General features: G+C 54.2%; 22 protein-coding genes. 7 read left to right on the top strand and 15 right to left on the bottom strand.

Translation table 11 applies throughout. From position 1 onward, the window contains the following. Nucleotides 1-2: 2 nt before the first annotated feature. Complete coding sequence (locus tag D9A02_RS09430; protein WP_120500736.1) at nucleotides 3-1397, bottom strand: aminotransferase; 1395 nt, start codon at nucleotides 1395-1397, stop codon at nucleotides 3-5. A 227-nt stretch (nucleotides 1398-1624) separates the two neighbouring features. Here D9A02_RS09430 and D9A02_RS09425 point away from each other — a divergent pair, with 227 nt between their 5' ends. Next, nucleotides 1625-2254 carry a dimethylsulfonioproprionate lyase family protein gene (locus tag D9A02_RS09425; protein WP_120500735.1) on the top strand — a complete coding sequence of 210 codons (630 nt, stop codon included), beginning with the start codon at nucleotides 1625-1627 and terminating at the stop codon, nucleotides 2252-2254. A 10-nt stretch (nucleotides 2255-2264) separates the two neighbouring features. On the opposite strand, the gene D9A02_RS09420 is transcribed toward D9A02_RS09425, so the two are convergent. Beyond that, on the bottom strand, nucleotides 2265-2741 hold the full coding sequence (locus D9A02_RS09420) for a lytic transglycosylase domain-containing protein (RefSeq protein WP_120500734.1): 477 nt from the start codon (nucleotides 2739-2741) through the stop codon (nucleotides 2265-2267). A gap of 218 nt (nucleotides 2742-2959) precedes the next feature. Between D9A02_RS09420 and D9A02_RS09415 the strand changes: the two genes are divergently transcribed. Then, a complete protein-coding gene (locus D9A02_RS09415) occupies nucleotides 2960-4075 on the top strand; it encodes a Hint domain-containing protein (RefSeq protein WP_120500733.1) in 1116 nt (371 codons plus the stop codon). An 8-nt stretch (nucleotides 4076-4083) separates the two neighbouring features. Here D9A02_RS09415 and D9A02_RS09410 read toward each other — a convergent pair whose 3' ends face one another. From D9A02_RS09410 to D9A02_RS09385, 6 genes are all read right to left on the bottom strand, one after another. Beyond that, the gene (locus D9A02_RS09410) at nucleotides 4084-4776 is read right to left on the bottom strand and encodes an aspartate/glutamate racemase family protein (protein ID WP_120500732.1); all 693 of its coding nucleotides are present in this window, start codon (nucleotides 4774-4776) and stop codon (nucleotides 4084-4086) included. 83 nt (nucleotides 4777-4859) lie between these two features. Beyond that, on the bottom strand, nucleotides 4860-5498 hold the full coding sequence (locus D9A02_RS09405; RefSeq protein WP_120500731.1) for a hypothetical protein: 639 nt from the start codon (nucleotides 5496-5498) through the stop codon (nucleotides 4860-4862). Between the two features lie 39 nt (nucleotides 5499-5537). Next, a complete protein-coding gene (locus tag D9A02_RS09400) occupies nucleotides 5538-6314 on the bottom strand; it encodes an isocitrate lyase/phosphoenolpyruvate mutase family protein (RefSeq protein ID WP_120500730.1) in 777 nt (258 codons plus the stop codon). A 174-nt stretch (nucleotides 6315-6488) separates the two neighbouring features. Beyond that, nucleotides 6489-7532 carry a hypothetical protein gene (locus D9A02_RS09395; protein WP_120500729.1) on the bottom strand — a complete coding sequence of 348 codons (1044 nt, stop codon included), beginning with the start codon at nucleotides 7530-7532 and terminating at the stop codon, nucleotides 6489-6491. A 26-nt stretch (nucleotides 7533-7558) separates the two neighbouring features. Then, nucleotides 7559-8125 (bottom strand): hypothetical protein, encoded by a 567-nt coding sequence (locus tag D9A02_RS09390; RefSeq protein WP_162933021.1) that lies wholly within the window; start codon nucleotides 8123-8125, stop codon nucleotides 7559-7561. Continuing rightward, nucleotides 8112-8504: a hypothetical protein gene (locus D9A02_RS09385; protein ID WP_162933020.1), complete on the bottom strand. Its 393-nt coding sequence runs from the start codon at nucleotides 8502-8504 to the stop codon at nucleotides 8112-8114. The genes D9A02_RS09390 and D9A02_RS09385 overlap by 14 nt, the downstream gene beginning before the upstream one ends. A 183-nt stretch (nucleotides 8505-8687) precedes the next feature. Between D9A02_RS09385 and D9A02_RS09380 the strand changes: the two genes are divergently transcribed. From D9A02_RS09380 to D9A02_RS09365, 4 genes are all read left to right on the top strand, one after another. Further along, nucleotides 8688-9578, top strand: a complete 891-nt coding sequence (locus tag D9A02_RS09380; RefSeq protein ID WP_120500726.1) for a fatty acid desaturase — start codon at nucleotides 8688-8690, stop codon at nucleotides 9576-9578. A 60-nt stretch (nucleotides 9579-9638) separates the two neighbouring features. Next, nucleotides 9639-10712 (top strand): phenylalanine--tRNA ligase subunit alpha, encoded by a 1074-nt coding sequence (gene pheS / locus D9A02_RS09375; RefSeq protein WP_120500725.1) that lies wholly within the window; start codon nucleotides 9639-9641, stop codon nucleotides 10710-10712. Then, entirely contained in the window at nucleotides 10713-11291 is a 579-nt protein-coding gene (locus tag D9A02_RS09370) for a hypothetical protein (protein WP_120500724.1), read from the top strand. A 228-nt stretch (nucleotides 11292-11519) separates the two neighbouring features. After that, on the top strand, nucleotides 11520-12338 hold the full coding sequence (locus tag D9A02_RS09365) for a PHB depolymerase family esterase (RefSeq protein WP_367946746.1): 819 nt from the start codon (nucleotides 11520-11522) through the stop codon (nucleotides 12336-12338). Here D9A02_RS09365 and D9A02_RS09360 read toward each other — a convergent pair whose 3' ends face one another. The 5 genes from D9A02_RS09360 to D9A02_RS09340 all read right to left on the bottom strand — a co-directional run bounded on the left by D9A02_RS09360 (nucleotide 12339) and on the right by D9A02_RS09340 (nucleotide 17960). After that, the gene (locus tag D9A02_RS09360; protein WP_120500723.1) at nucleotides 12339-13574 is read right to left on the bottom strand and encodes an HlyD family secretion protein; all 1236 of its coding nucleotides are present in this window, start codon (nucleotides 13572-13574) and stop codon (nucleotides 12339-12341) included. Between the two features lies 1 nt (nucleotide 13575). Then, nucleotides 13576-13992, bottom strand: a complete 417-nt coding sequence (locus D9A02_RS09355; protein WP_120500722.1) for a hypothetical protein — start codon at nucleotides 13990-13992, stop codon at nucleotides 13576-13578. Between the two features lie 131 nt (nucleotides 13993-14123). Beyond that, a complete protein-coding gene (locus tag D9A02_RS09350; RefSeq protein ID WP_120500721.1) occupies nucleotides 14124-15557 on the bottom strand; it encodes an NAD(P)(+) transhydrogenase (Re/Si-specific) subunit beta in 1434 nt (477 codons plus the stop codon). Nucleotides 15558-15569: 12 nt separating this feature from the next. After that, nucleotides 15570-17144: a Re/Si-specific NAD(P)(+) transhydrogenase subunit alpha gene (locus D9A02_RS09345; RefSeq protein ID WP_120500720.1), complete on the bottom strand. Its 1575-nt coding sequence runs from the start codon at nucleotides 17142-17144 to the stop codon at nucleotides 15570-15572. 363 nt (nucleotides 17145-17507) lie between these two features. Then, nucleotides 17508-17960 carry an isoprenylcysteine carboxylmethyltransferase family protein gene (locus D9A02_RS09340; RefSeq protein WP_120500719.1) on the bottom strand — a complete coding sequence of 151 codons (453 nt, stop codon included), beginning with the start codon at nucleotides 17958-17960 and terminating at the stop codon, nucleotides 17508-17510. A gap of 93 nt (nucleotides 17961-18053) precedes the next feature. On the opposite strand from D9A02_RS09340, the gene D9A02_RS09335 reads away from it, so the two are divergent. Beyond that, nucleotides 18054-18431 (top strand): MmcQ/YjbR family DNA-binding protein, encoded by a 378-nt coding sequence (locus tag D9A02_RS09335; protein WP_120500718.1) that lies wholly within the window; start codon nucleotides 18054-18056, stop codon nucleotides 18429-18431. 78 nt (nucleotides 18432-18509) lie between these two features. Here D9A02_RS09335 and D9A02_RS09330 read toward each other — a convergent pair whose 3' ends face one another. Both D9A02_RS09330 and D9A02_RS09325 read right to left on the bottom strand, forming a co-directional pair. Further along, nucleotides 18510-19286 carry a gamma-glutamyl-gamma-aminobutyrate hydrolase family protein gene (locus D9A02_RS09330; RefSeq protein WP_120500717.1) on the bottom strand — a complete coding sequence of 259 codons (777 nt, stop codon included), beginning with the start codon at nucleotides 19284-19286 and terminating at the stop codon, nucleotides 18510-18512. A 107-nt stretch (nucleotides 19287-19393) separates the two neighbouring features. Beyond that, nucleotides 19394-20233: a DMT family transporter gene (locus tag D9A02_RS09325; RefSeq protein ID WP_120500716.1), complete on the bottom strand. Its 840-nt coding sequence runs from the start codon at nucleotides 20231-20233 to the stop codon at nucleotides 19394-19396. Nucleotides 20234-20371: the final 138 nt, after the last annotated feature.

The following is a 20371-nucleotide window of genomic DNA, read 5'->3' as shown; positions in this document are numbered from 1 at the left end:
GCTTAACTCGCCTGCCAAAGACCTTCGCGGCGCAAATCCTCTGTCGCAAGCGAAATCCCTTGTTCCAGCAGGTCAAACATCTCATCAATCTGGCCTTTGGTAATGATGAGAGGTGGCGAAAACACACACATATTCACAATCGGACGCACCAACAGCCCCAGCTCCTGACAACGTGCATCGATACGGGCACCGACCGCATGGTCAAGCGCCAGTGGATTCGGTGAGTTTTCGTCTGCCACACATTCCACACATCCGACCAGACCCATTCCCCGCGTATCGCCAACGATTGGCATATCACGCAACGCATGTAGACGTGCCTGAAAATGGGGTGTGACCTCGCGCACGTGATCCAGAATGTTTTCATCCTCGAATATCTGAATATTTTTCAACCCGGCCGCAGCGCTCACCGGGTGACCAGAATAGGTATAGCCATTGCTAAACGTCGCATCCTGACCCGCATCAACAATGTCTTGTACCAAATGGTCTGCGATAATGGCTGCGCCCATGGGAACATACCCCGATGTCATGCCTTTGGCGCAAGTGATGATATCGGGCACGATGCCGAACACCTCTTCGCTGGCAAACCAATGTCCCAAACGGCCAAAACCAGTAACCACTTCATCCGAGATATAAAGCACATCATGCTTGTGACACACCTCAAGGCAGCGCTGATGATAGCCCGCAGGCGGCACGATAACTCCGCCAGAGGACAAGATCGGTTCAGCTATAAACGCTGCAACATTGTCTGCGCCAAGATCAACAATCGCGGCCTCAAGATCAGCAACCTTTTCGTCTAAAAATTGCTCTATGCTCAGGTTGAGATCACGCCGGTACGGGTTCACATCTGGCAGGAAGTGCACCAAGTCATGGGCCACATCCATCCAGCCTTTGTCGCGTTCCTTGCCGCTCATCGTTGCAGCAAGATAGGTACTACCGTGATAGGCTTTTTGCCTGGAAATCACCTTCTTCTTGTTCGGCTGTCCCAGCACATTGTTGCGGTAATGAATAAACCGCAGTGCGCTATCTACGGCTGTGGATCCACCCGTCGTAAAGAAAACGGTATTCAAATCCCCCGGTGTGCGCTGCGCAATCTCATGCGCCAGTTGTGCCGCGGCAGAGTTGGAATTATTGAAGGCAGAATAATATCCCAGCTGCATAGCCTGATCCGCCATTGCCTGCGCCAGATCCTGTCGGCCATAGCCGACCTGAACGCACCACATGCCGCCCGGCCCATCCAGCAACCGTTTGCCATCTTCTGCGTAAACATAGATCCCCTTTGCATTCTCAACAAACGTTCTAGATCGGTCACGCACCCCGGCTGAGTTTTCCCAAGGGTGCAATACATTATCTCCATCCCACTCTCGCAGCGTGTCAAATTCGGTCCCGTTCGTCAGCATGGTCACCCCCTTCAAAATGTCATTTTGCAGAAGGATAAAATAAAAATGGACGATCGTCCATTTTTATTTATGAAGAGTCGAAAGCATCAGCCCCGCGAAAGAAATACATAACGCAGCTTCCTTCCACTGCTCTTTCCGATTCAGCGGACTAAAACCTTGTTATTTTGCGTGGTTATGCTTTGTGTACTTACAGGGGGATACCCTCACGCTGACAGGAGCCAACGACAATGAACCGTGCAGAATATTTGCAAGACTTCCTGGACGCACTCAAAGCTGCCTTTCAGACCCATGTAACGGCACCCACTTCTAAGCGGTCTCTTGCTACCATATTTGAAGCCCTTGAAACCTCAGGCTCCTCATCCGAGCGAAATGAACACCGCCTGCCCGTCTGCAAACATCTCGATCAGGCGCTCGCACCGTTACAGCATCAAGACGCAGGTCTTCAGCGCGTCGGCGATACGTTTCGCCAGCTTGAACCCAAGCTCAACTGGCGCAAACGGGATGGCGACTGGACAGGTGCTAGTGACAATTTCGCAGACAGTCACGCGAATGCCCTGATCATGGGCCCTGCGGGACTAGAACGCAGAACGGATGTCTGGATCGGGGTAACGCTTCTGGCTCCTCATGTCAGATATCCCGACCATTGCCACCCTCCCGAGGAAACCTACCTCGTGATTAGCGATGGCGTTTTCCGAAATGACGAAGCCGATTGGTGCACGCTTGGGCCGGGTGGATCATTTTTCAATCCCCCGGGGATCACGCATGCGATGCGTTCGGACGCGAAGCCTCTGCTCGCGTTTTGGGTGCTAAACGCGCAACCCAGCAGCTTTGCATCACGCCCAACACCGGTGCCATGAGAACCCGACCTTAGCCACGGCAGTGTTTCGCGATCTCGCGGTTCAGCAGACCGGTTTCAACCAGTTGGCAGCGATTACGCGCCTCGTAGTAATAGCCGCGGGCGTACCACATGACGGCCTCATCCATATCACCATCTGACACCAACCATGCGCCTCGCAAATATTTCACAGCCCAGCGCAAATTCGTTTCAGCATCCAACAGGCCAGACGGCTTTCCCTTAAATCCCATTTGCCCCGCTGTCGCTGGCAGGATCTGCATCAACCCGTAATATGGCCCGTTGCGCGCTGATGGCCTGTAATCGCTTTCGCGTTGGATCACCTTGTGCACCAATGGGCGTGGCACTTCATAAAGATCCGCATATTCATTGATCAACAAGCGCAACTCTGGGGTCTCACCCGGATAGAGCGCAGGTGGCACGTCGCTTGCCTTCTTCCCACCCGAGCACGCCGCAAGAAACAGCCCTGCTGCCAACACTAAATATCGCATCATGTCTCTCACCTTTGTTCAATGATGGCAGTGATACCACTCCCACGTGGACGTACAATGTGTCGTCCGGCAATTCAGACAATTGAGCAAAGCTTCTCTTATCCACTTACATCAGACCTGATGCATATCCATTCGGAATGGTGACATTTTAAACATATAACAGTAAGAACACCGCTATATGCAGTCCTAAGCACGGATGCACGCGCGGAGCATGTCTTTTGGCCTTTATAAGTGAACTTCACTATTCCAACGCTTACGCCGCAAGCAGTGGCACGCGTGAATTTGTGGAAATCACGCTTGCGCCCGGCGAAAATCCTGCAGATTTCCAGGTTGGGTTTTACAATTTCACCGGCAATGTTGGTCTGGTCGTCACATTGAATGACCCTGCATTGACACCAACCACTCTGCCGGATGGGAGCACAGTTTATGTCATCGGACGACCGGATTTCAATATTCTGCTGACCGACCCTGACGGCGGGGCAACGGGCATCAACTATGAAGCGGTTGCCCTTGTGGATACAGCCAATTCAACAGTTGAACAGTTTTGGGATATCGGTGGCGGCACTCAGCAAATCACGGCTAATGACGGCCCGGCTATGAATGCCCAATCGACCACAATCAACCCGCCGACCGGGCCGAATGCCTCGACCTATACCATACAGTTTTCTGCCGACGACCCGACATCACCAATCTTTGAACCTGTAACCGAAGGGGCGCCCGTATGCTATTGTGATGATGTTCAGATCCTAACAGCCACTGGGTTACAGCCGATCGGCGCCGTTGATATTGGCACAACGGTTCAGACAGTCGGTCAATCGCTGCAGAAAATACGCTGGATAGGACGGCAGTACATATCCCCTCGCCGCCTTTCCAAGCAACCCAACATCCGCCCTGTGGTGATCTCAGCGGGTGCACTTGGGTCAGGACTACCTCAGCGTGATCTGCGCGTATCCAGACAACATCGGATCGCAATCTCTGGCCCGATTGCAAAACGAATGTTTCATGCAGATCAGGTACTGATCGCGGCAAAGGATCTGCTTCCATTACCCGGGATTTTTCGCGACGACAGCTTATCCCCTTTTTCCTATGTGCACATTGCACTTGACCAGCATAGCCTCATCAAGGTCGAGGGCATCACGGCAGAAACCTTGTTACCCGGCCCAATGGCACTGACTGCACTTTCTGACGTGGCAAGAGAAGAATTGCTGTCGATTTTCGGGGCTGATGCATTAGGCGATATGGTCGACAATCCTGCCCTCCCGTTGGTGTCCGGGCCAAAAGCCCGTAAAATGATTAAGCGTCACCAACGGAATAATCTGGGTTTAATTGGCTAAACTGCGATCTAATGCGATCGCAGCGCGACCTGCTCATTACGGATCAGATCGACCATTGCAGCCACATGAATTTCAAGCGCATCAATCACCGGAAACCCCGGGGTCTGCCCTTCAAAAGCCAACCCCAAGTCAGTGCCAGCAAGCAAAATTGCCTCTGCCCCCTGATCATCAATCATGCGTTGGCCCGCAGCAAAAAACAGATCACGATCAGCTTGCGCGCATTCGCCTGACAGGGCCACTTTCATATAAGTGTCTCCCAATTCTGCCACCCCAGTCTGGGGCACAACCGCGTGCACTTTCTGCAAACGTCCAAACAGTTTTGTGGTTAGAACAGATGGGCTGCCCAGCAAACCAATGCGATCTATGCCCTGCTGTGCGCAATACTCATCGACGGGATCGATCGCGCTCATGACTGGCAGGGGCGATAATGCTGCCACCTCGTCATAACAAAAATGCCCGGTCAGTGCTGTGATCGTCGCCATATCGCACCCCGCGCCTTTTAACTGCATAAGGTGCTTCACAAATATCTCGGCCTGTGCGTTACGGCGGCCCGATGTTGCATTGCTTGCCAAAGCTGAAACATCCGCATGGACAATGGTTAGCTTCAAAGGCAAGTCTTCCGCCTTAAAAACCTCAACCAGTCGGCGATAATAGGCGATTGTTGCCGCTGGCCCTATGCCACCAATCAACCCGATATGCATGGTATCCTCGTTTCTTTATAAGGGACGGCACATTCGTATCATACACAGACCTACCACAAATCATCAGAATTCCGGTCAGAAAATCATCCTGCAACGGGCACACCAAAGACAATCAACACTGCGTAATCTTTCTTGCGACACCCAGACACCAAAGGTGGGCTTTCGCCCGGTTTAAGCGGAAAGACATCACGGTTTGCATTCTCAGGAGAGCAGGTTTCCGTTTCCCCCACCGGGGTATACCGCGCAGACCGACAAGGCCCATGGGTCACATTGGCAATCGTTTTATCATCACTCAACGACCAACTCTGGCGACCTTCCTCATCAGGGGGGTCAACCGTTAGCAACGCAATATGTTCTTCGCCATTGGTGACATAGTATTGCCCCGCAGATATTGGAAACTCCGGCGCTTTCATGATCAGGCCGTTTTCATCCAACCACCAGTCATCAATATCAAACCGCCAGCCTGTCGGCCCGATCCCACCGACGCTACGCAGGGCCTGATAATACTTCAACCAAACCCCGATTGGGCCGGGATCTTGATGCCAAATACCCCAGGTTTCCGCCCCGCTTCCCGACGTCGCCCCCTCGGGTGCCAGCGCCGCAATATACTTTGTTGGAATTCGTCGGTAATTGGCAGCAAACAATGCGGTTCCACGCCCTGCAAAAAGGCTGGCAAGAGCTGCCCCAATCCATTTCCGCCTGGTCAGCTTCGGACCTCGCATTGCCCTACCTCCAATAACTCACTGCTCTTCATGACCCATTCAGCTCAGGCTTTCCAACGCCTGTTTCGCCTGATCACCCAGCCACGCGGTCATTTTCTTGTACGGCACCGGACCATAGCTGATCCGAGCAACTCCCAGCTCTGCCAACCTACTATTTTCCGGCGTGTCCGGCAGAGCTATGATGTTCACTGGCAACTCAACCGCCGCGCACAGGTTGGCAATCATCACTTCATCTTTCAATGCGGGCGCAAAGAACCCGCTGGCCCCTGCCTCCGCATAGGCTTTGGCTCGGGCGATAGCCTCATCCAGCATCGCCTCGGAATGATCCTCGGGCGCTGCTTTCAAAAACAGATCCGTACGCGCATTGATAAAGGCAGGAATACCTGCGTCCTCGCACGCCATGCGCATGGCCTTCACCCGCGTGGCTTGAACCTCAACTGGATGCAGATCAGAGCTGCCAATCACTTGGTCCTCAAAATTAAAGCCCACAACACCAGTGTCCAATGCGCGGGTTACATTGGCTTTAATCCCTTCGGCATCCGTCGCATATGCCCCCTCAAAATCAAGACTGACCGGAACATCAACAGCCCTTACAATCCTTGCTGCATTTGCCAACGCCTCTTCCAAGGGGATGTGCTGCCCATCCGCATACCCCTGCGCCATGGCCACAGGTGCACTGCCCGTTGCAATCGCAGTGGCGCCCGCCTCGGACACGACCCTGGCACTGCCAGCATCCCAGATGTTAAATAGGACCACTGGCTGCCCCTTAACATGCAGGGCTGCAAAGGCCTCAGCGTTTTGAATTTGCGTGGTCATATCATGATCCCCCTTTGACTACGATCAACTCCTAGCAAGGCAACACCTGACGGCACAGACTTATTCACATTAATTATTTCACGTTTTCGAGACAAACAGCTTCGCACGATACGCCTTCGAAACGTTTATGCTCGTCATTTCATCGTTTGCAGTGCTGGTGTGGCGTACCTCGCCTTATTCGCCACGTACCGGCAACGCGCTAAGCTTGGTTTCTGGCGCAAACAGATGGTACGCATAAAGATCCGTCCATTCGACCAACTCAACAATGCCTTGTATCAGGCTTGTGTGTAATGTTTCCGTTGACTTGGTTGTGTAGTACGTGAGCGAACACGGCGTGGCGAGCTCCTGACGAAATCCGGTGTATTCACCAAACCATATATTGTCACCTTCTTGCCTGAGAGTATAAGGATCGCCCCCGATACCAAAGGCATACCCGTATTTGCGCGCAGGTTCATCCAGCAACCCAGCGTCTATGTTTTCGCAGGCATGCTCAAGTTGGTCGGTTTGCAGGGTTTTTACTGGCTCGACACCCGCAACAATCAAACGCCACTGTGCGGCCTGTCCGACAGTCTCTACAATCATCATCTGTTCCGGTGGGGTCTGCAGCATCGTCACCAGCAAAGATCGCGGGAACCTGATATCATCCGCGATCACTTGCAGATCCGCTATCGACGACAACGCCGCCGCATAAGCATCTGAGACGATGGCCTCTGAATACTGGCTTTTGGGCAAATTGAGAGATGGCGAATGAAATCCCAACCGTGCTGTCGGATAAATCGCGCGGCTGGGCTGCGATCCACGATCAGATTCAGAAGAATAGCTGCCCCCCATAAAGGCAATGGCACAGGCCGATAGACAACGGTCCCCTGCCTCAACCACCGTACCTAATCCGTTAAGTTGCAGAAATTGAGCGATTTTTACGCCTTCTGAAAACGTGCCGCCTTCGCTGTTCAGACACACGCTGTCCGAGGTGAAATCCCGCATATAGTAAAACGGGTCAACCTCTTCGATCTGGGCGCGAAAACCGTCTAAAGCAGCCTCAAGTTCCTGCGCATCACCTCTTTCAACAGGGCCTTCAAATTTTAAAATACACCCTGTGCCATCAACAACATTCGTTCGGTTCCATTCTCCGGCGGTGCCTTCCCCAGCCAGACAGAACCATGCCATAACCACAAAAATCCCGCGAAAGCCACGGCATCGCTCAGATACCTTAATCATGTAATTTCCCCAGTCTTACTTGGCCTTCAACCTTTGGAGTGACACTCCCCGGCATAGGCTTGAAGTTCCCGGCCAACGCTTGTGTCCCCGGTTCTGTCAGAAATCCGCTCATAAAACGGACCATAGACAAACCCATACTTCTGTGCAGTTTCACAAAAATACGCGTCCAGCAATTTGGCCTCACACAACCCGCTGGATCGGCAAAACCCGACCTGCGTGTAAAAGCTGTCAACTTTGAGCAACGCAGGCTGAATTCCACCATCCAAATCGTTGCGAAAGACGCTCGCATCCAGCAACGCACCATAGGTTCTTTGCGTCACACTGGTGTTGCGAAACACGCCGACCAGCCCCTGTTGCCGGCTCCAAAAATCGGCCAATGTGTGCCGTGCCTCCAACATGTCGGCATTAGCGTATTGTTCGATATAAGAGATAGAGCGGCTTTTTTTGTCGTTGGATCGTGCGTCAACGCGGTCATATACATATTGCGCCACGCCAAAGACGGCGATGGTCAGTGTCACGACCTTGGCAATACTGTCGAATTTAGAAGGTTTCTCAACCTCTTCCGGTGGCGCAGCCGCTTCATCTTTGCTCAAGTCGGCACCCTTCGGGATAGAAAGCATACAAGTCTGAATTCTCAGGGATTTCCAACGTCGTAAGACATTCAAAATCTTCCTTGCTCAGCGCGACAACGGGGTCTGGACCTTGAGTTTCATCAACAGAAACATCTGGCGCCGAATTGAGGACCTGATCCAGAATGCTAACTTGCCCCCCTCCGGAGGCGCCTGCACATTCTGAAACCGCAATAAACGCTACATTCCCGTCCTCGATATCGTAATCCGCTCGGTGGGAAGTGACACAGGCCAGACTTTCACCTGTCATCAGGAAAAAACTATCATCTTCGGCCAAAGCCGAACCATTGAGTGCCGGAACAAACGCCCCGGCGAGCAAAATAAGCGAGACGCGGTGAAACATCAGGGGCCCCATCGAAAAATATTCATTAAATCAAGAGAAACACAGCAGGCTCATCTGTCAATAGAATATACGCAGACCCGGCGTCTCCTCTGTGTTTTGGCTGGTCATTGGCCATGACCATTGACAGATCACGTCGTCTCCGGTCGAGTGGCCCAGCACCAAAGCCAACGCATTGAGCCATCCATGACTGACCACAAAGCCTTTGTCTCCTCCCTACCCCGCGAAACGCTCTCGGCTCTAAACACGACCGAGGACACCCCCGGACTACGCCATCTGGCAGGGCATGCAGGGTTGATCCTGTTCCTAGGCTGCTGGATCGCTTTTGGCTGGCCCCTGTGGCAACTGGCGCTGGTCGCGCAAGGCATCGCCATCTGTTTTCTCTTCACGCTGGAACATGAGGCTACACATAAAACCCCGTTCAAGACCGAAGCTATCAATGAATGGGTCGGGCGCATCTGTGGCCTTCTGATCTTTCTGCCGTTTGAATGGTTTCGCTATTTTCATCTTGCGCACCACCGTTTCACCAACATCCCCGGCAAAGACCCCGAGCTGATCGCCGGGGCCAAGCCCGAGGGTTGGGGCAACTATATCGTTCATGTCACTGGCATCCCCTATTGGGTCGACACCATCGATAAAACCATCGGCAACGCCTTTGGCCGCGCCCCCGGTGACTATGTCCCAGAACGCGCCCACGCACGGGTACGGTCCGAGGCGAAATGGATGATGGTCATCTACGGCTTTGCCATCGCCAGTCTGTTCGTCACGCCGCTGCTGTGGTGGGTCTGGCTACTGCCCTGCCTGCTGGGGCAACCCTTCCTGCGGCTGTATCTTTTGGCTGAACATGGCCGCTGCGCCTTTGTCGCCAATATGTTTGAAAACACCCGCACCACCTACACCAACCGGATTGTGCGGTTTCTGGCGTGGAACATGCCCTATCATGTGGAACATCACACCCTGCCACAGGTGCCGTTTCACAAGCTGCCCGATCTGCATGACCATATGCAGGGACAGCATCAGGTGACGTCAAATGGTTATGCCCAATTCACCACAGAATACATCGCTAACATGCGCTAATGCTTGCACAGCCGCCGCAGGCACGGTAACCCGCATCAAACGCTGATACAGGTATGCCCAATGGACGATCTCAAGAACAAATATCTGACCGCAATCGCTGATGCTGCCGATGAAAACGCGCTCGAAGAGCTGCGCGTTCAGGCCGTCGGCAAAAAGGGCGAGGTCAGCCTGAAGATGCGTGAGCTGGGCAAGATGACACCGGAAGAGCGTCAGGTTGCCGGTCCCGCCTTGAATGCGCTGAAGGATGAGATCAATTCGGCACTCGCCGCCAAGAAAGCTGGCCTTGCAGATGCCGCACTGGACGCGCGCCTGCGCACCGAATGGCTGGACGTGACCCTGCCCGGTCGCCCACGCCGTCAGGGCACCATCCACCCAATCAGCCAAGTCACCGAAGAGGTCACCGCGATCTTTGCCGATATGGGCTTTGCCGTGGCCGAAGGGCCGCAGGTCGAAAGCGACTGGTTCAACTTTGATGCGCTCAACATCCCCGGCCACCACCCGGCCCGCGCGGAAATGGACACGTTCTATACCCACCGTGCTGAGGGCGACGAGCGCCCACCGCACGTGCTGCGCACGCACACATCACCCGTGCAGATCCGCTCGATGCAGGATCAAGGCGCGCCCATCCGCATTATCGCACCGGGCCGTGTGTACCGCGCTGACTATGACCAGACCCACACCCCGATGTTCCATCAGGTCGAAGGGCTGGCCATCGACAAAGACATCTCTATGGCCAATCTGAAATGGGTGCTGGAAGAATTCGTCAAAGCCTTCTTCGAGGTCGACGATGTCGAGCTGCGCTTCCGCGCCTCGCACTTCCCCTTCACCGAGCCTTCGGCCGAAGTCGACATTCGTTGTTCTTGGAAAGATGGCACCGTAAAGGTTGGCGAAGGCGACGACTGGCTGGAGGTTCTGGGCTCGGGCATGGTGCATCCCAAGGTGCTGGAAGCCGCCAACATTGATCCCAATGAATATCAGGGCTTTGCCTTTGGCGTCGGCATCGACCGCATCGCCATGCTGAAATACGGCATCCCCGACCTGCGCGCCTTCTTTGACTCAGACCTACGCTGGCTGCGCCACTACGGCTTCTCTGCGCTGGACGTGCCGACGTTGCATGGTGGTTTGTCGCGGTAGATGGGGGTGTTAAGCGAAATCTGGTGGTATATTTCTTCGCTAGGCGATCAGTTCATCGCACTAGCATTTACCATTGTTGCCGCGCTGGTATTTTACGCATTTCGTTTGCGACCAATCCTAATATATGGCCGTGCGCACTCTAGCCTACACAACCTGAATGTTTCGCAAAATCAAAATGGACCACCTGAGTCAGATGATTTTCTGGAAGTATTCAATGAACAATTTTTTGTTCAAAATACAGGAAAGAGTCCGGCTACTGATGTGAGCCTCGTCTTGAGCCACTTTCCACGAAATGTTTCGATCAATCCTGGCCAAAAAGTTAGTTACGAAGCCATTGAAAATGGACAGTGTTTAATAAAACTACCCTATATCGCTGCGAACGAACTTATTACATTGGATTGCATATATCTGAATCAAAGAGCCGCCTTCTTTGTGTCTGTTCGATGCGCAGAAAGTGTTGGCAAAGACGTTGATTTTTTTACAGTTCGACAGTTTTCCAATTTTACATATAGTGTGATTTGGCTTCTAATCTTGTTTGGCGTGGCCTTCATCTTACAGTTCGTCACTTCATTATTTTGAGGCGAATAATTAAGCGCGGAATAAGGCCGTAGGCCGCCGCGCGTATCGCCAGACCGCCCGCAAGGGCTGGCGATTTTGCACCCTCTGCGACACGCACCAGCCTTCACGGATTTGGCCGGGATAAACCGACCTACCAAACCACACATCGCCATCCCGCGGTCTGGCTTGGCAAAGCTCCTCGCAAAACGCCCACAGAGATGTGACATGACATTACACCTCTGATCCGCCATGTCTGGGCATATGATACGCACCCTGCTCACCGCCCTGTTTATGTCTGCCGCTCCTGCCTTTGCCGTGGGTCTGCAAGACACCCCCTGCCACGCCGAGGTGCCCTGCCAACTCGGCGACCGTTCCTACCACGTGCTGGAACCCGACGGCTGGGACGGCAAAACGCCCCTACCCGTTCTGCTGCATTTCCACGGTTGGGCGCGGCAGGGGGATTTGATTGTCAAACATGGCCGCATCGCCGGGGCCACGCGCAAACGCGGCGTCTTGCTGGTGGCGCCCAATGGCTTGGGCAAAAGCTGGGATTTCTGGAGCGCCCGCACCGATGACGTGGCCTTTACCAATGCGGTGCTGGATGATGTGGCCAAACACTACCCCATTGATCGCACTAATATCTTTGTCTCTGGCTATTCCTTTGGATCAGCGATGGCCTGGCGCTACGCCTGTCAAAGCGGCAATCATGTGCGCGCACTTTTGGCCGTGGCTGGCACGCTCAATCAATCCGAAACCTGCCCGCAAGCCCCCAAAGAGGTCCGTCATGTGCATGGAACATCCGACACCGTGATGGATTTCCCCTTTGGCCCAAACAATGACACCACCTATCCCGTGGCGCTGTGGCGGGCAAAATACAACTGCGGTGCAGGCATAGAAAACGGCACGTGGCACATCACCGAACACGATACATTTACCCGCACCACATGGGATAGCTGCAACGACGGAAAGGTCACGCTGGATATCCACAGCCGCGGGCATTTCATTCCCCGCGGCTGGATTGCGCGTCAACTGGATGAGCTGCTGGCGCTGACCCCCAGCTATCCGTGATCAGTGCCCGCCGGTCAGAACCAGATTTTGCACCGGCATTAGCATCGCCCGCATCCGGATCCCAAAAGCGTGCACAATGCCCACCGTATCGACCACATGCAGGAACAGCCACTTGCCAAAGCCAAGGCTCTCGTCTTCAAGCAGCTCGTGGTTGTTGGTGTAAAGGTTCGCCATGCACTTACTGCCGCGCTTGATGTCATCAACCGTACCCTCGAACAAAGGCTCCATATACACCGTCAACGTCCCCGGGCGGGCGCTGTCCTGTAGATCGCGCAGCTGATCCGTGGGCCGGAACTGTCCGGCCGGGATATAGTCAGAAACCTCTACAACCCGCATCGGCACGATGGTCAGCGGCAATGACATGCAGGTGATCTCGCCGATCATTCCCGGCTTAACGACCTGCGTCGCCAACTGATTGAAGCCCGCCTGAAAACGCCCGCGTCCGGCATCCGGTGGCACAAGCACCCCGGCTGGACGCAGGATCGGGTTAACCAGATCCCCGGGCTGCAGGGCAAACTGCTCAATCGTGCCGTCAACCAGCGCATAGACAACAGTCTTGTCCAACTCGATCTGAGCTTGCTTGCGGGCGGCAATCGCAGTTGCTTTGGCAGATGGGAGCGAAATCTCGATTTCGGCTTCCACAGCCTTTAGCTGCGCTTTGGACGCGTCCAACGTCCCCTTCCGCGATTGGACCGTATTTTCCAACTTCTCGACATCGCGTGTACTGACAGCCGTTGATCCTTTTTCCAACAGTGTCTTGCGCACTTCAAGCTCTTCTTGCGCTTGCTCCAAAGAGCCCTGCGCCTGCTGAACGACCCCTCGAGCCGCAGCCAGATCCGCCTCAGCCACATTGAACTGTGCCAAGACCTCATCAAGCTGCCTCTCGGCGGTTTCAACAGCAGCCTGCTGACTTGAACTATCAAGCGAGAACAACTTGTCACCCGCTTTGACCTCTTGATTGTTTTCGACAAACACTTCATCCACGCGACCTGCATTTTCCGACAGGATGGTCACAGTGCGGAAATATGACGATACGTTGCTGGTAGACGGGTGGTAGTAAAACACCAACGTGATGATGGTGATGGTCAGCATCAGGCAGGCCGTGATGCCATAACGCAGCTCGTACCAAACCGAAAATAGGGTCAGCTCATGACCAAATCGCTTGCCCTGCCGATAGCGGCGAAACAGGTAATCCGGCAGAATGGTAAGCATTGAACAGACGGTAAATTCCAGCATGTTATGCCTCCGCCTTTGTAGCTTCATCTGCAGTGGGTTCGGCGATATCTGCCGCCTCAGCTACGGCTTCATCCGTTTTACCACCCGCCATTTTCTCAAGCGATTCCGATATAGATCGAAGCAAACCTTCGTAATCCGGTAGCTGGATTGACGCCAGGAAAAGCGCCAAAATCCAAAACAGGTTGTTATGCGTAAACAAGGCAACAAGCCCCATCACCGCAACCAGCTGAAACTGCGTGTGATTTGACGAATGTGCCATGTGTTCGGGCAGCGCATGCAGCTTCAAATACAGCACCCCGATCATCAAAATTGCTAAGATCACCGCGACAACAACGATCACAAATAACGTGTCCGTTTCCCCCGGTGCCGTGATGAAAGAAGGCAAGTGTCCAAGCTCGCCGTGCGATGATTCCGCCATAGTGTCCCCAAAAGTCTAATTTTATTGCATTGTTCTACTTTGCCCATTTTGCAGCATTTAACATTTAAAAAAAGGAAAAACGCCCGACTTTTCAGCCGGACGTTCATTTGTTTCACAATGTGAGACTAAAGTTAGTCGATCATCGGGATCAGTTTGCTGACACTGTCCTTGGCGTCGCCATAGAACATGCGGGTGTTTTCCTTGTAGAACAGCGGGTTCTCAATTCCGGAATAACCGGTACCCTGACCACGCTTAGACACAAACACCTGCTTGGCCTTCCAGCATTCCAGAACCGGCATACCGGCAATAGGGCTGTTCGGGTCGTCCTGCGCCGCAGGGTTCACGATGTCGTTTGATCCGATGACGATGGCCACATCTGTTTCTGGGAAATCATCGTTGATCTCATCCATCTCCAGCACGATGTCATAAGGCACCTTGGCTTCGGCCAGCAGCACGTTCATGTGCCCGGGCAGACGACCCGCCACCGGGTGGATGGCAAAACGCACGTTTTTGCCTTTGGCCCGCAGCTTGCTGGTGATCTCGCTCACCGCCTGCTGCGCCTGCGCCACGGCCATGCCATAACCCGGAATGATGACAATGTTATCTGCCTCATTCAGGGCTGCGGCCACGCCTTCAGCCTCAATCGCGATCTGCTCGCCTTCAACCGCCATCTGCTCACCCGCAGGGCCACCAAAGCCACCCAGGATTACGCTGATGAACGACCGGTTCATCGCCTTACACATGATGTAAGACAGGATCGCACCAGAAGAGCCGACCAGCGCACCAACAACGATCAACAGGTCATTGCCAAGGCTGAAACCAATCGCCGCCGCGGCCCAACCTGAATAGCTGTTCAGCATCGACACAACCACCGGCATGTCGGCGCCGCCGATGCCCATGATCAAGTGATAGCCAATGAACAACGCCGCCAAAGTCATCAAGAACAGCGGCAAGAAGCCACCGGTGTTGCAGTACCAGATCAGACAGATCAGCGAGAGACCTGCAGCACTTGCGTTCAGAACATGCCCACCGGGCAGCTTTTCCGCCGCCGAGGACACTTTGCCTGCCAGCTTGCCATAGGCAATCACGGAACCAGTGAAGGTCACCGCACCAATGAAGATACCAAGGAACAGCTCAACCCGTAGAATGTTGATCTCGACACTGTCTTTCTTGGCCAACAGAGCGGCAAAGCCCTCAGTCGCCTTTTTGGCGGTGTCATCCATCGCCAGAACATTGCCCAGCTCGATATGCGCGTTATAGCCGACAAAGACGGCTGCCAGACCAACAAGGCTGTGCATCGCCGCCACAAGCTGAGGCATTTCGGTCATCTGTACGCGTTGCGCCACATAGGTACCAATAAAGCCACCCGCTGCGATCAGCAGCAGCGACAAAAGCCACAGGCCAGAGCCCGGCCCGATCAGCGTTGCGGCAACCGCCAACCCCATGCCAACAATGCCATACCATACCGCGCGTTTGGCGCTTTCTTGTCCGGACAAGCCACCCAGAGACAGGATGAAAAGAACGGCTGCCACCACGTAAGCGGCTGTTGTAAAACCATAATCCATTATTCTGACCCTTTACGACTTTTGGAACATGGCGAGCATGCGCCGTGTCACGAGGAACCCACCGAAGATGTTGATCCCCGCCATGAAGACCGAAAGCCCGGCAAGCAGGATAACCAAGAAACTGCTCGACCCGATTTGCATCAACGCCCCCAGGATGATGATCGACGAAATCGCGTTGGTCACCGCCATCAGTGGTGTGTGCAAGCTATGTGCAACGCCCCAGATCACCTGGAAGCCGACAAAGACCGCCAGAACAAACACGATGAAGTGCTGCATGAAGCTGGCCGGGGCTACAAGGCCCACACCCAGCAACAATACCGCACCAATCCCCAGCAGGGTAACTTGGTTCTTGGTCTGCGCCTTGAACGCCGCCGCCTCTTGCGCCAGCTTTTCTTCGCGCGTCAGCTCTTTTGGCGCTTCCGCCTTGGGCTGTGCCGCAATCGCCTGAATTTTTGGCGGTGGCGGTGGGAAGGTGATCTCACCTTCAAACGTCACGGTCGATCCGCGAATAACGTCATCTTCCATGTCATGATTAATCTGACCGTCTTTCTCAGGGGTCAGGTCGGTCATCATGTGGCGAATGTTGGTCGCATACAGCGTCGAGCTTTGCGCCGCCATCCGGCTTGGGAAGTCGGTATAACCGATGATCGTGACGCCATTGTCGGTCACGATCTTCTCGTCCATCACTGTCAGCTTACAGTTGCCGCCTTTTTCCGCCGCAAGGTCAACGATGACCGAACCCGGCTTCATCGCCGCAACCATGTCTTCGGTCCACAGCTCTGGCGCTTCGCGGTTGGGGATCAGGGCGGTGGTGATGACGATATCAACCTCAGGGGCCAGTTCACGGAACTTGGCCAGCTGCGCCTCACGGAACTCTGGAGAAGACACCGAGGCATAACCACCCGCGGCCGCACCATCGGTTTGCTCCTCCTCGAAATCAAGGAAAACAAACTCGGCGCCCATCGATTCAACTTGCTCGGCCACTTCAGGACGCACATCAAACGCCAGCGTGATCGCACCAAGCGAGGTCGAGGTCCCAATCGCGGCCAGACCAGCCACACCGGCACCGACAACCAGAACTTTCGCGGGCGGTACTTTACCCGCCGCTGTGATCTGACCGGTAAAGAACCGGCCAAAGTTGTTGCCCGCCTCAATAACCGCGCGGTAGCCGGCGATGTTTGCCATCGACGACAGCGCATCCATTTTTTGCGCACGGGAAATGCGTGGCACCATTTCCATCGCGATCACATTCGCGCCTTTGGATTTGGCCAGCTCCATCCCTTCTTCGTTCCCACCGGGATTGAAGAAGGAAATCAGCGTTTTGTCCTTGGTCAGACGTTTGAGTTCCGTCGTGTCTGGTTGACGTACCTTCGCAACAATATCACAGGCCTTCCACAGGGCGGCAGGTGTCTTGATCACCTCTACCCCGGCGGCCTCGTAATTCGCATCCGAAAACCCGGCGCTTGCACCAGCACCGGCCTCAATCGCGCATTCATATCCCAGCTTTTGTAATTGCAATGCGGAGTCGGGCGTCATCGCCACCCGGGCTTCGCCCTCCAGCACTTCTTTTGGCGTTCCGATCTTCAAAACTGCGTCCCTTCCTTGTCGTTCGTCGTCTTGCCCTGATGGTTGGCCCTGAACAAGATGTCGCTTGATAGCTTCAAGCGTCGTTATTTCACAGCACTTCCCAAGATGCGACAGCCAGTTTTTCCAAATCCCTAGGGCCAATGCCTAGATTTTAGGCAATGATCTGGATCCATCCTCAAAAACAACGAAAAAACCCACGTTTAGGATACAATAGGATACCAAAATGACGATCCAGCGCCATTTTTCGAGGCATAATCTCCCGCAATTCGCTAGATTTATTAAGTCCAAAGAATCACCCTACGCGGCCAATTTGTCGACCAGTATGTGACTCATACAAAAAACGTTGACCGGATTATCAGCCCCCTAGATCCAGCGCCGCGTTTTGAGGCAATACTGGGCAAATTCCGCCCGAAATTGGCGTCGCAGACGGTTTTCTTCTGGAACAACAAAACGCACCTCAAGCACCCACAAAAAAATCGGCACAAGCGGCAATGCCAGTACCGCATCCCATTTCAGAATACAGCCCAGCAAGATCAGACAATCCCCCAGATAGATCGGGTTTCGCGACCGCTTGAAGATCCCGCTTTGGATCAGACGCTCAGCCTCGCGATGGGGAATGACAGTGGTACGATGCCTGCGAAACTCTAGTATAGCCATTGCAATAAGCACCAGCCCCCCGCCGACACATAGCCCCCCGGCAAATCTGGACCATGCACCACCAAAGCTCAGGCCAAATGATAGATAGGTCACCTGTCCCCAAGCCAAAGCAAGGAAAAACACCAGCCATAAAGGTGGTACATCAATTATCCTGCGCATCTGTTTTTCCTTTCCCCCCTATCGGTAGGGGGATTATGTTCGAATAATGATGAAATAGCAGGGCGTCACTTTGGCGCTACCAGAAGGACCTACATGAATCGGGATAATTTCAACAACTTTTGCGCAGAATTCAAAGCCACATCCCATGTCATTCAATGGGGCAACGCCGATGTGTGGAAGGTCGGAACCAAGGTCTTTGCCATCTGCGGCTGGAACGACGGACGCGATGCCTTCACCTTCAAGGCGTCCGAGATCGCCTACGAGGTGCTGCAAGATCAACCCGGCATCCGCCCTGCCCCATATCTTGCCTCGCGCGGGATGAAATGGTTGCAAGTCTACGATAAACCGGGGCTCAGCGACACAGAGCTGCAAAACCACATCGCACAGTCCTATCAAATGGCCGCGGCCAATCTGACCAAAAAGAAACGTGCGGAGTTGGGGATTATCCTAGACCGTGAGGCAAAGACTTAAAAAACGTGAACCTGCGCCAACTAAGGTCACAAGTCCACGTTGCCCGGCAAGGTCACCTTCAACTTACCCTTCAAAGGTTTACGCTGTCTTAAGGGACCAATTTTCCTGCCCGTTGGCCCAAGCCCGTGCCGCATCACCAAAGGCCTCAAACAACGGGCGGCTGACCGGGTCGTTGGCCGCATTCCATTCAGGATGCCATTGCACCGACAGGGCAAAACCCTTGGAGTTCCTGACATAAATCGCCTCGGGCGTGCCGTCGGGTGCATGACCATCAATCACCACATCCTTACCCGGTGTCACAATCCCCTGCCCGTGCAGGGTGTTGGTCATCACCTCTTGCGCGCCCATCAGACGTTCAAACACGCCACCCGGCGTGAAATGCACCACATGGCGCAGGGCAAACTTTTCTTCCAGCGTGCCATCGGGCGGCATTCGGTGGTTTTCACGGCCCGGAATCTCGCGGATTTCCGGATGAAGCGTGCCGCCCATGGCAACATTGACCTCCTGAAAGCCCCGGCAGATGCCCAACACCGGCTGCCCCCGCTCCACGCAGGCCCTTACCAGTGGCAAGGTGATCGCGTCGCGCGCCCGGTCGAAATCACCATGTGCAATAGTGGCCGCCTGCCCATATTCCTCAGGGTGCACATTCGGGCGCCCACCAGTCAGCAGAAACCCATCACAGGCTTCCAGCAACTCGGGCACCGATACATATCGCGGATCGCTTGGCACGATCAGTGGCAAACAGCCTGATACTCCCGACACAGATTCTGACAGCATCGTTCCCCCGGCATGCACCGGGTATTCGTCATCAATCTTGTAAGAATTGCCAATAATACCAATGATCGGACGTGACATGCTGCGCCTTGTGTTAATTTCGCTAGACCAGAGTTACCCCGACCACGGCCACAAGAAAACATCAATTCCTGCACATGTCTTCGCGCAAGGATGCAGAGGAGGATGATTTACGCGCTCAGCGCAATCACCGCCACGCCAACAGACATCAACCCCGCAGCAGCAGAGCGGCGTTTCCAATTGCCCTCTTTGAAGAAGACGAAACCAATAATGGCGGCAAAGATCACCGATGTCTCACGTAGGGCCGAAACCGCCCCCAACGGCGCAAAGTTCTTAGCATAAAGCACCAGACCATATGCCACCATTGACACCAACCCACCCGCAAGGCCAATCATCCAAGTTCTGGCCGGAACCTGCGCCAGCATGTGACGACGGCGAACGCCGATGAAACCGGCGATGATAAAATGCAAAAACGCGCCCCAGGCCCAATACGACAGCGTATTGCCCGACAGGCGCACGCCGATGCCATCAAAGACCGAATAGATCGAGATGCACAAACCTGTGCCCAGCGCAAACAACAACGCATTGCGATCAAAGCCCGAACTCAGCGCCTTCCAGCACGACAGCGGGATCGCAGCAGCAATCAAACCAATGCCGAACCATGCCGTCAGCGGCAACAGCTCCCCCACCAGAACCATCGCCCAAATCGCCACCAGCGCCGGCACAATGCCACGCGCAATCGGATAAACCACGCTGAAATCACCATAGCGATAAGCCCAGTTGAGCATGTAGTAATAGCAAAAATGCGTCCCCGTTGAGAACAGGATGTAGAGAAAACTCTCATAGGTCGGCAGCGGCAGTTGCGTGATCATAATCCCGCCCGCCACACATTGCGCCAACGCAATCATGCCCAGCGTCAACGTCCGATCGGCCGCCGATTTCACGATGGCATTCCACGTCGCATGCAAAACAGCGGCAAAAAGAATGATGGCAACAACCGAAGGTGTCATGGCGGATCCACGCTTTGTAACAGGTTTATGAAAGCGCCATTAGGAGGAGCGCCCCCAAACCACAAGCCCCTCTCAATAAGTCCAGTTTGTAGACTAACGACCGCTATGCGGAAGAAAGCGAGATTTAGGATTGCTGAC

Origin of the sequence: Roseovarius sp. EL26 (assembly GCF_900327775.1) — a bacterium.
Lineage (GTDB): Bacteria > Pseudomonadota > Alphaproteobacteria > Rhodobacterales > Rhodobacteraceae > Roseovarius.
This window is presented reverse-complemented; position numbering and strand designations above follow the sequence as displayed.

What these genes read in the sequence shown, in the direction of transcription:
- D9A02_RS09370 (WP_120500724.1), top strand. Translation starts at nt 10,713, where the DNA reads ATGGGGGTGTTAAGCGAAATCTGGTGGTATATTTCTTCGCTAGGCGAT.
- D9A02_RS09400 (WP_120500730.1), bottom strand. Translation starts at nt 6,314, where the DNA reads ATGACCACGCAAATTCAAAACGCTGAGGCCTTTGCAGCCCTGCATGTT.
- D9A02_RS09430 (WP_120500736.1), bottom strand. Translation starts at nt 1,397, where the DNA reads ATGCTGACGAACGGGACCGAATTTGACACGCTGCGAGAGTGGGATGGA.
- pheS (WP_120500725.1), top strand. Translation starts at nt 9,639, where the DNA reads ATGGACGATCTCAAGAACAAATATCTGACCGCAATCGCTGATGCTGCC.
- D9A02_RS09425 (WP_120500735.1), top strand. Translation starts at nt 1,625, where the DNA reads ATGAACCGTGCAGAATATTTGCAAGACTTCCTGGACGCACTCAAAGCT.
- D9A02_RS09395 (WP_120500729.1), bottom strand. Translation starts at nt 7,532, where the DNA reads ATGATTAAGGTATCTGAGCGATGCCGTGGCTTTCGCGGGATTTTTGTG.
- D9A02_RS09385 (WP_162933020.1), bottom strand. Translation starts at nt 8,504, where the DNA reads ATGTTTCACCGCGTCTCGCTTATTTTGCTCGCCGGGGCGTTTGTTCCG.
- D9A02_RS09360 (WP_120500723.1), bottom strand. Translation starts at nt 13,574, where the DNA reads ATGCTGGAATTTACCGTCTGTTCAATGCTTACCATTCTGCCGGATTAC.
- D9A02_RS09340 (WP_120500719.1), bottom strand. Translation starts at nt 17,960, where the DNA reads ATGCGCAGGATAATTGATGTACCACCTTTATGGCTGGTGTTTTTCCTT.
- D9A02_RS09380 (WP_120500726.1), top strand. Translation starts at nt 8,688, where the DNA reads ATGACTGACCACAAAGCCTTTGTCTCCTCCCTACCCCGCGAAACGCTC.
- D9A02_RS09330 (WP_120500717.1), bottom strand. Translation starts at nt 19,286, where the DNA reads ATGTCACGTCCGATCATTGGTATTATTGGCAATTCTTACAAGATTGAT.
- D9A02_RS09420 (WP_120500734.1), bottom strand. Translation starts at nt 2,741, where the DNA reads ATGCGATATTTAGTGTTGGCAGCAGGGCTGTTTCTTGCGGCGTGCTCG.
- D9A02_RS09410 (WP_120500732.1), bottom strand. Translation starts at nt 4,776, where the DNA reads ATGCATATCGGGTTGATTGGTGGCATAGGGCCAGCGGCAACAATCGCC.
- D9A02_RS09325 (WP_120500716.1), bottom strand. Translation starts at nt 20,233, where the DNA reads ATGACACCTTCGGTTGTTGCCATCATTCTTTTTGCCGCTGTTTTGCAT.
- D9A02_RS09350 (WP_120500721.1), bottom strand. Translation starts at nt 15,557, where the DNA reads ATGGATTATGGTTTTACAACAGCCGCTTACGTGGTGGCAGCCGTTCTT.
- D9A02_RS09355 (WP_120500722.1), bottom strand. Translation starts at nt 13,992, where the DNA reads ATGGCGGAATCATCGCACGGCGAGCTTGGACACTTGCCTTCTTTCATC.
- D9A02_RS09335 (WP_120500718.1), top strand. Translation starts at nt 18,054, where the DNA reads ATGAATCGGGATAATTTCAACAACTTTTGCGCAGAATTCAAAGCCACA.
- D9A02_RS09405 (WP_120500731.1), bottom strand. Translation starts at nt 5,498, where the DNA reads ATGCGAGGTCCGAAGCTGACCAGGCGGAAATGGATTGGGGCAGCTCTT.
- D9A02_RS09365 (WP_367946746.1), top strand. Translation starts at nt 11,520, where the DNA reads ATGTCTGGGCATATGATACGCACCCTGCTCACCGCCCTGTTTATGTCT.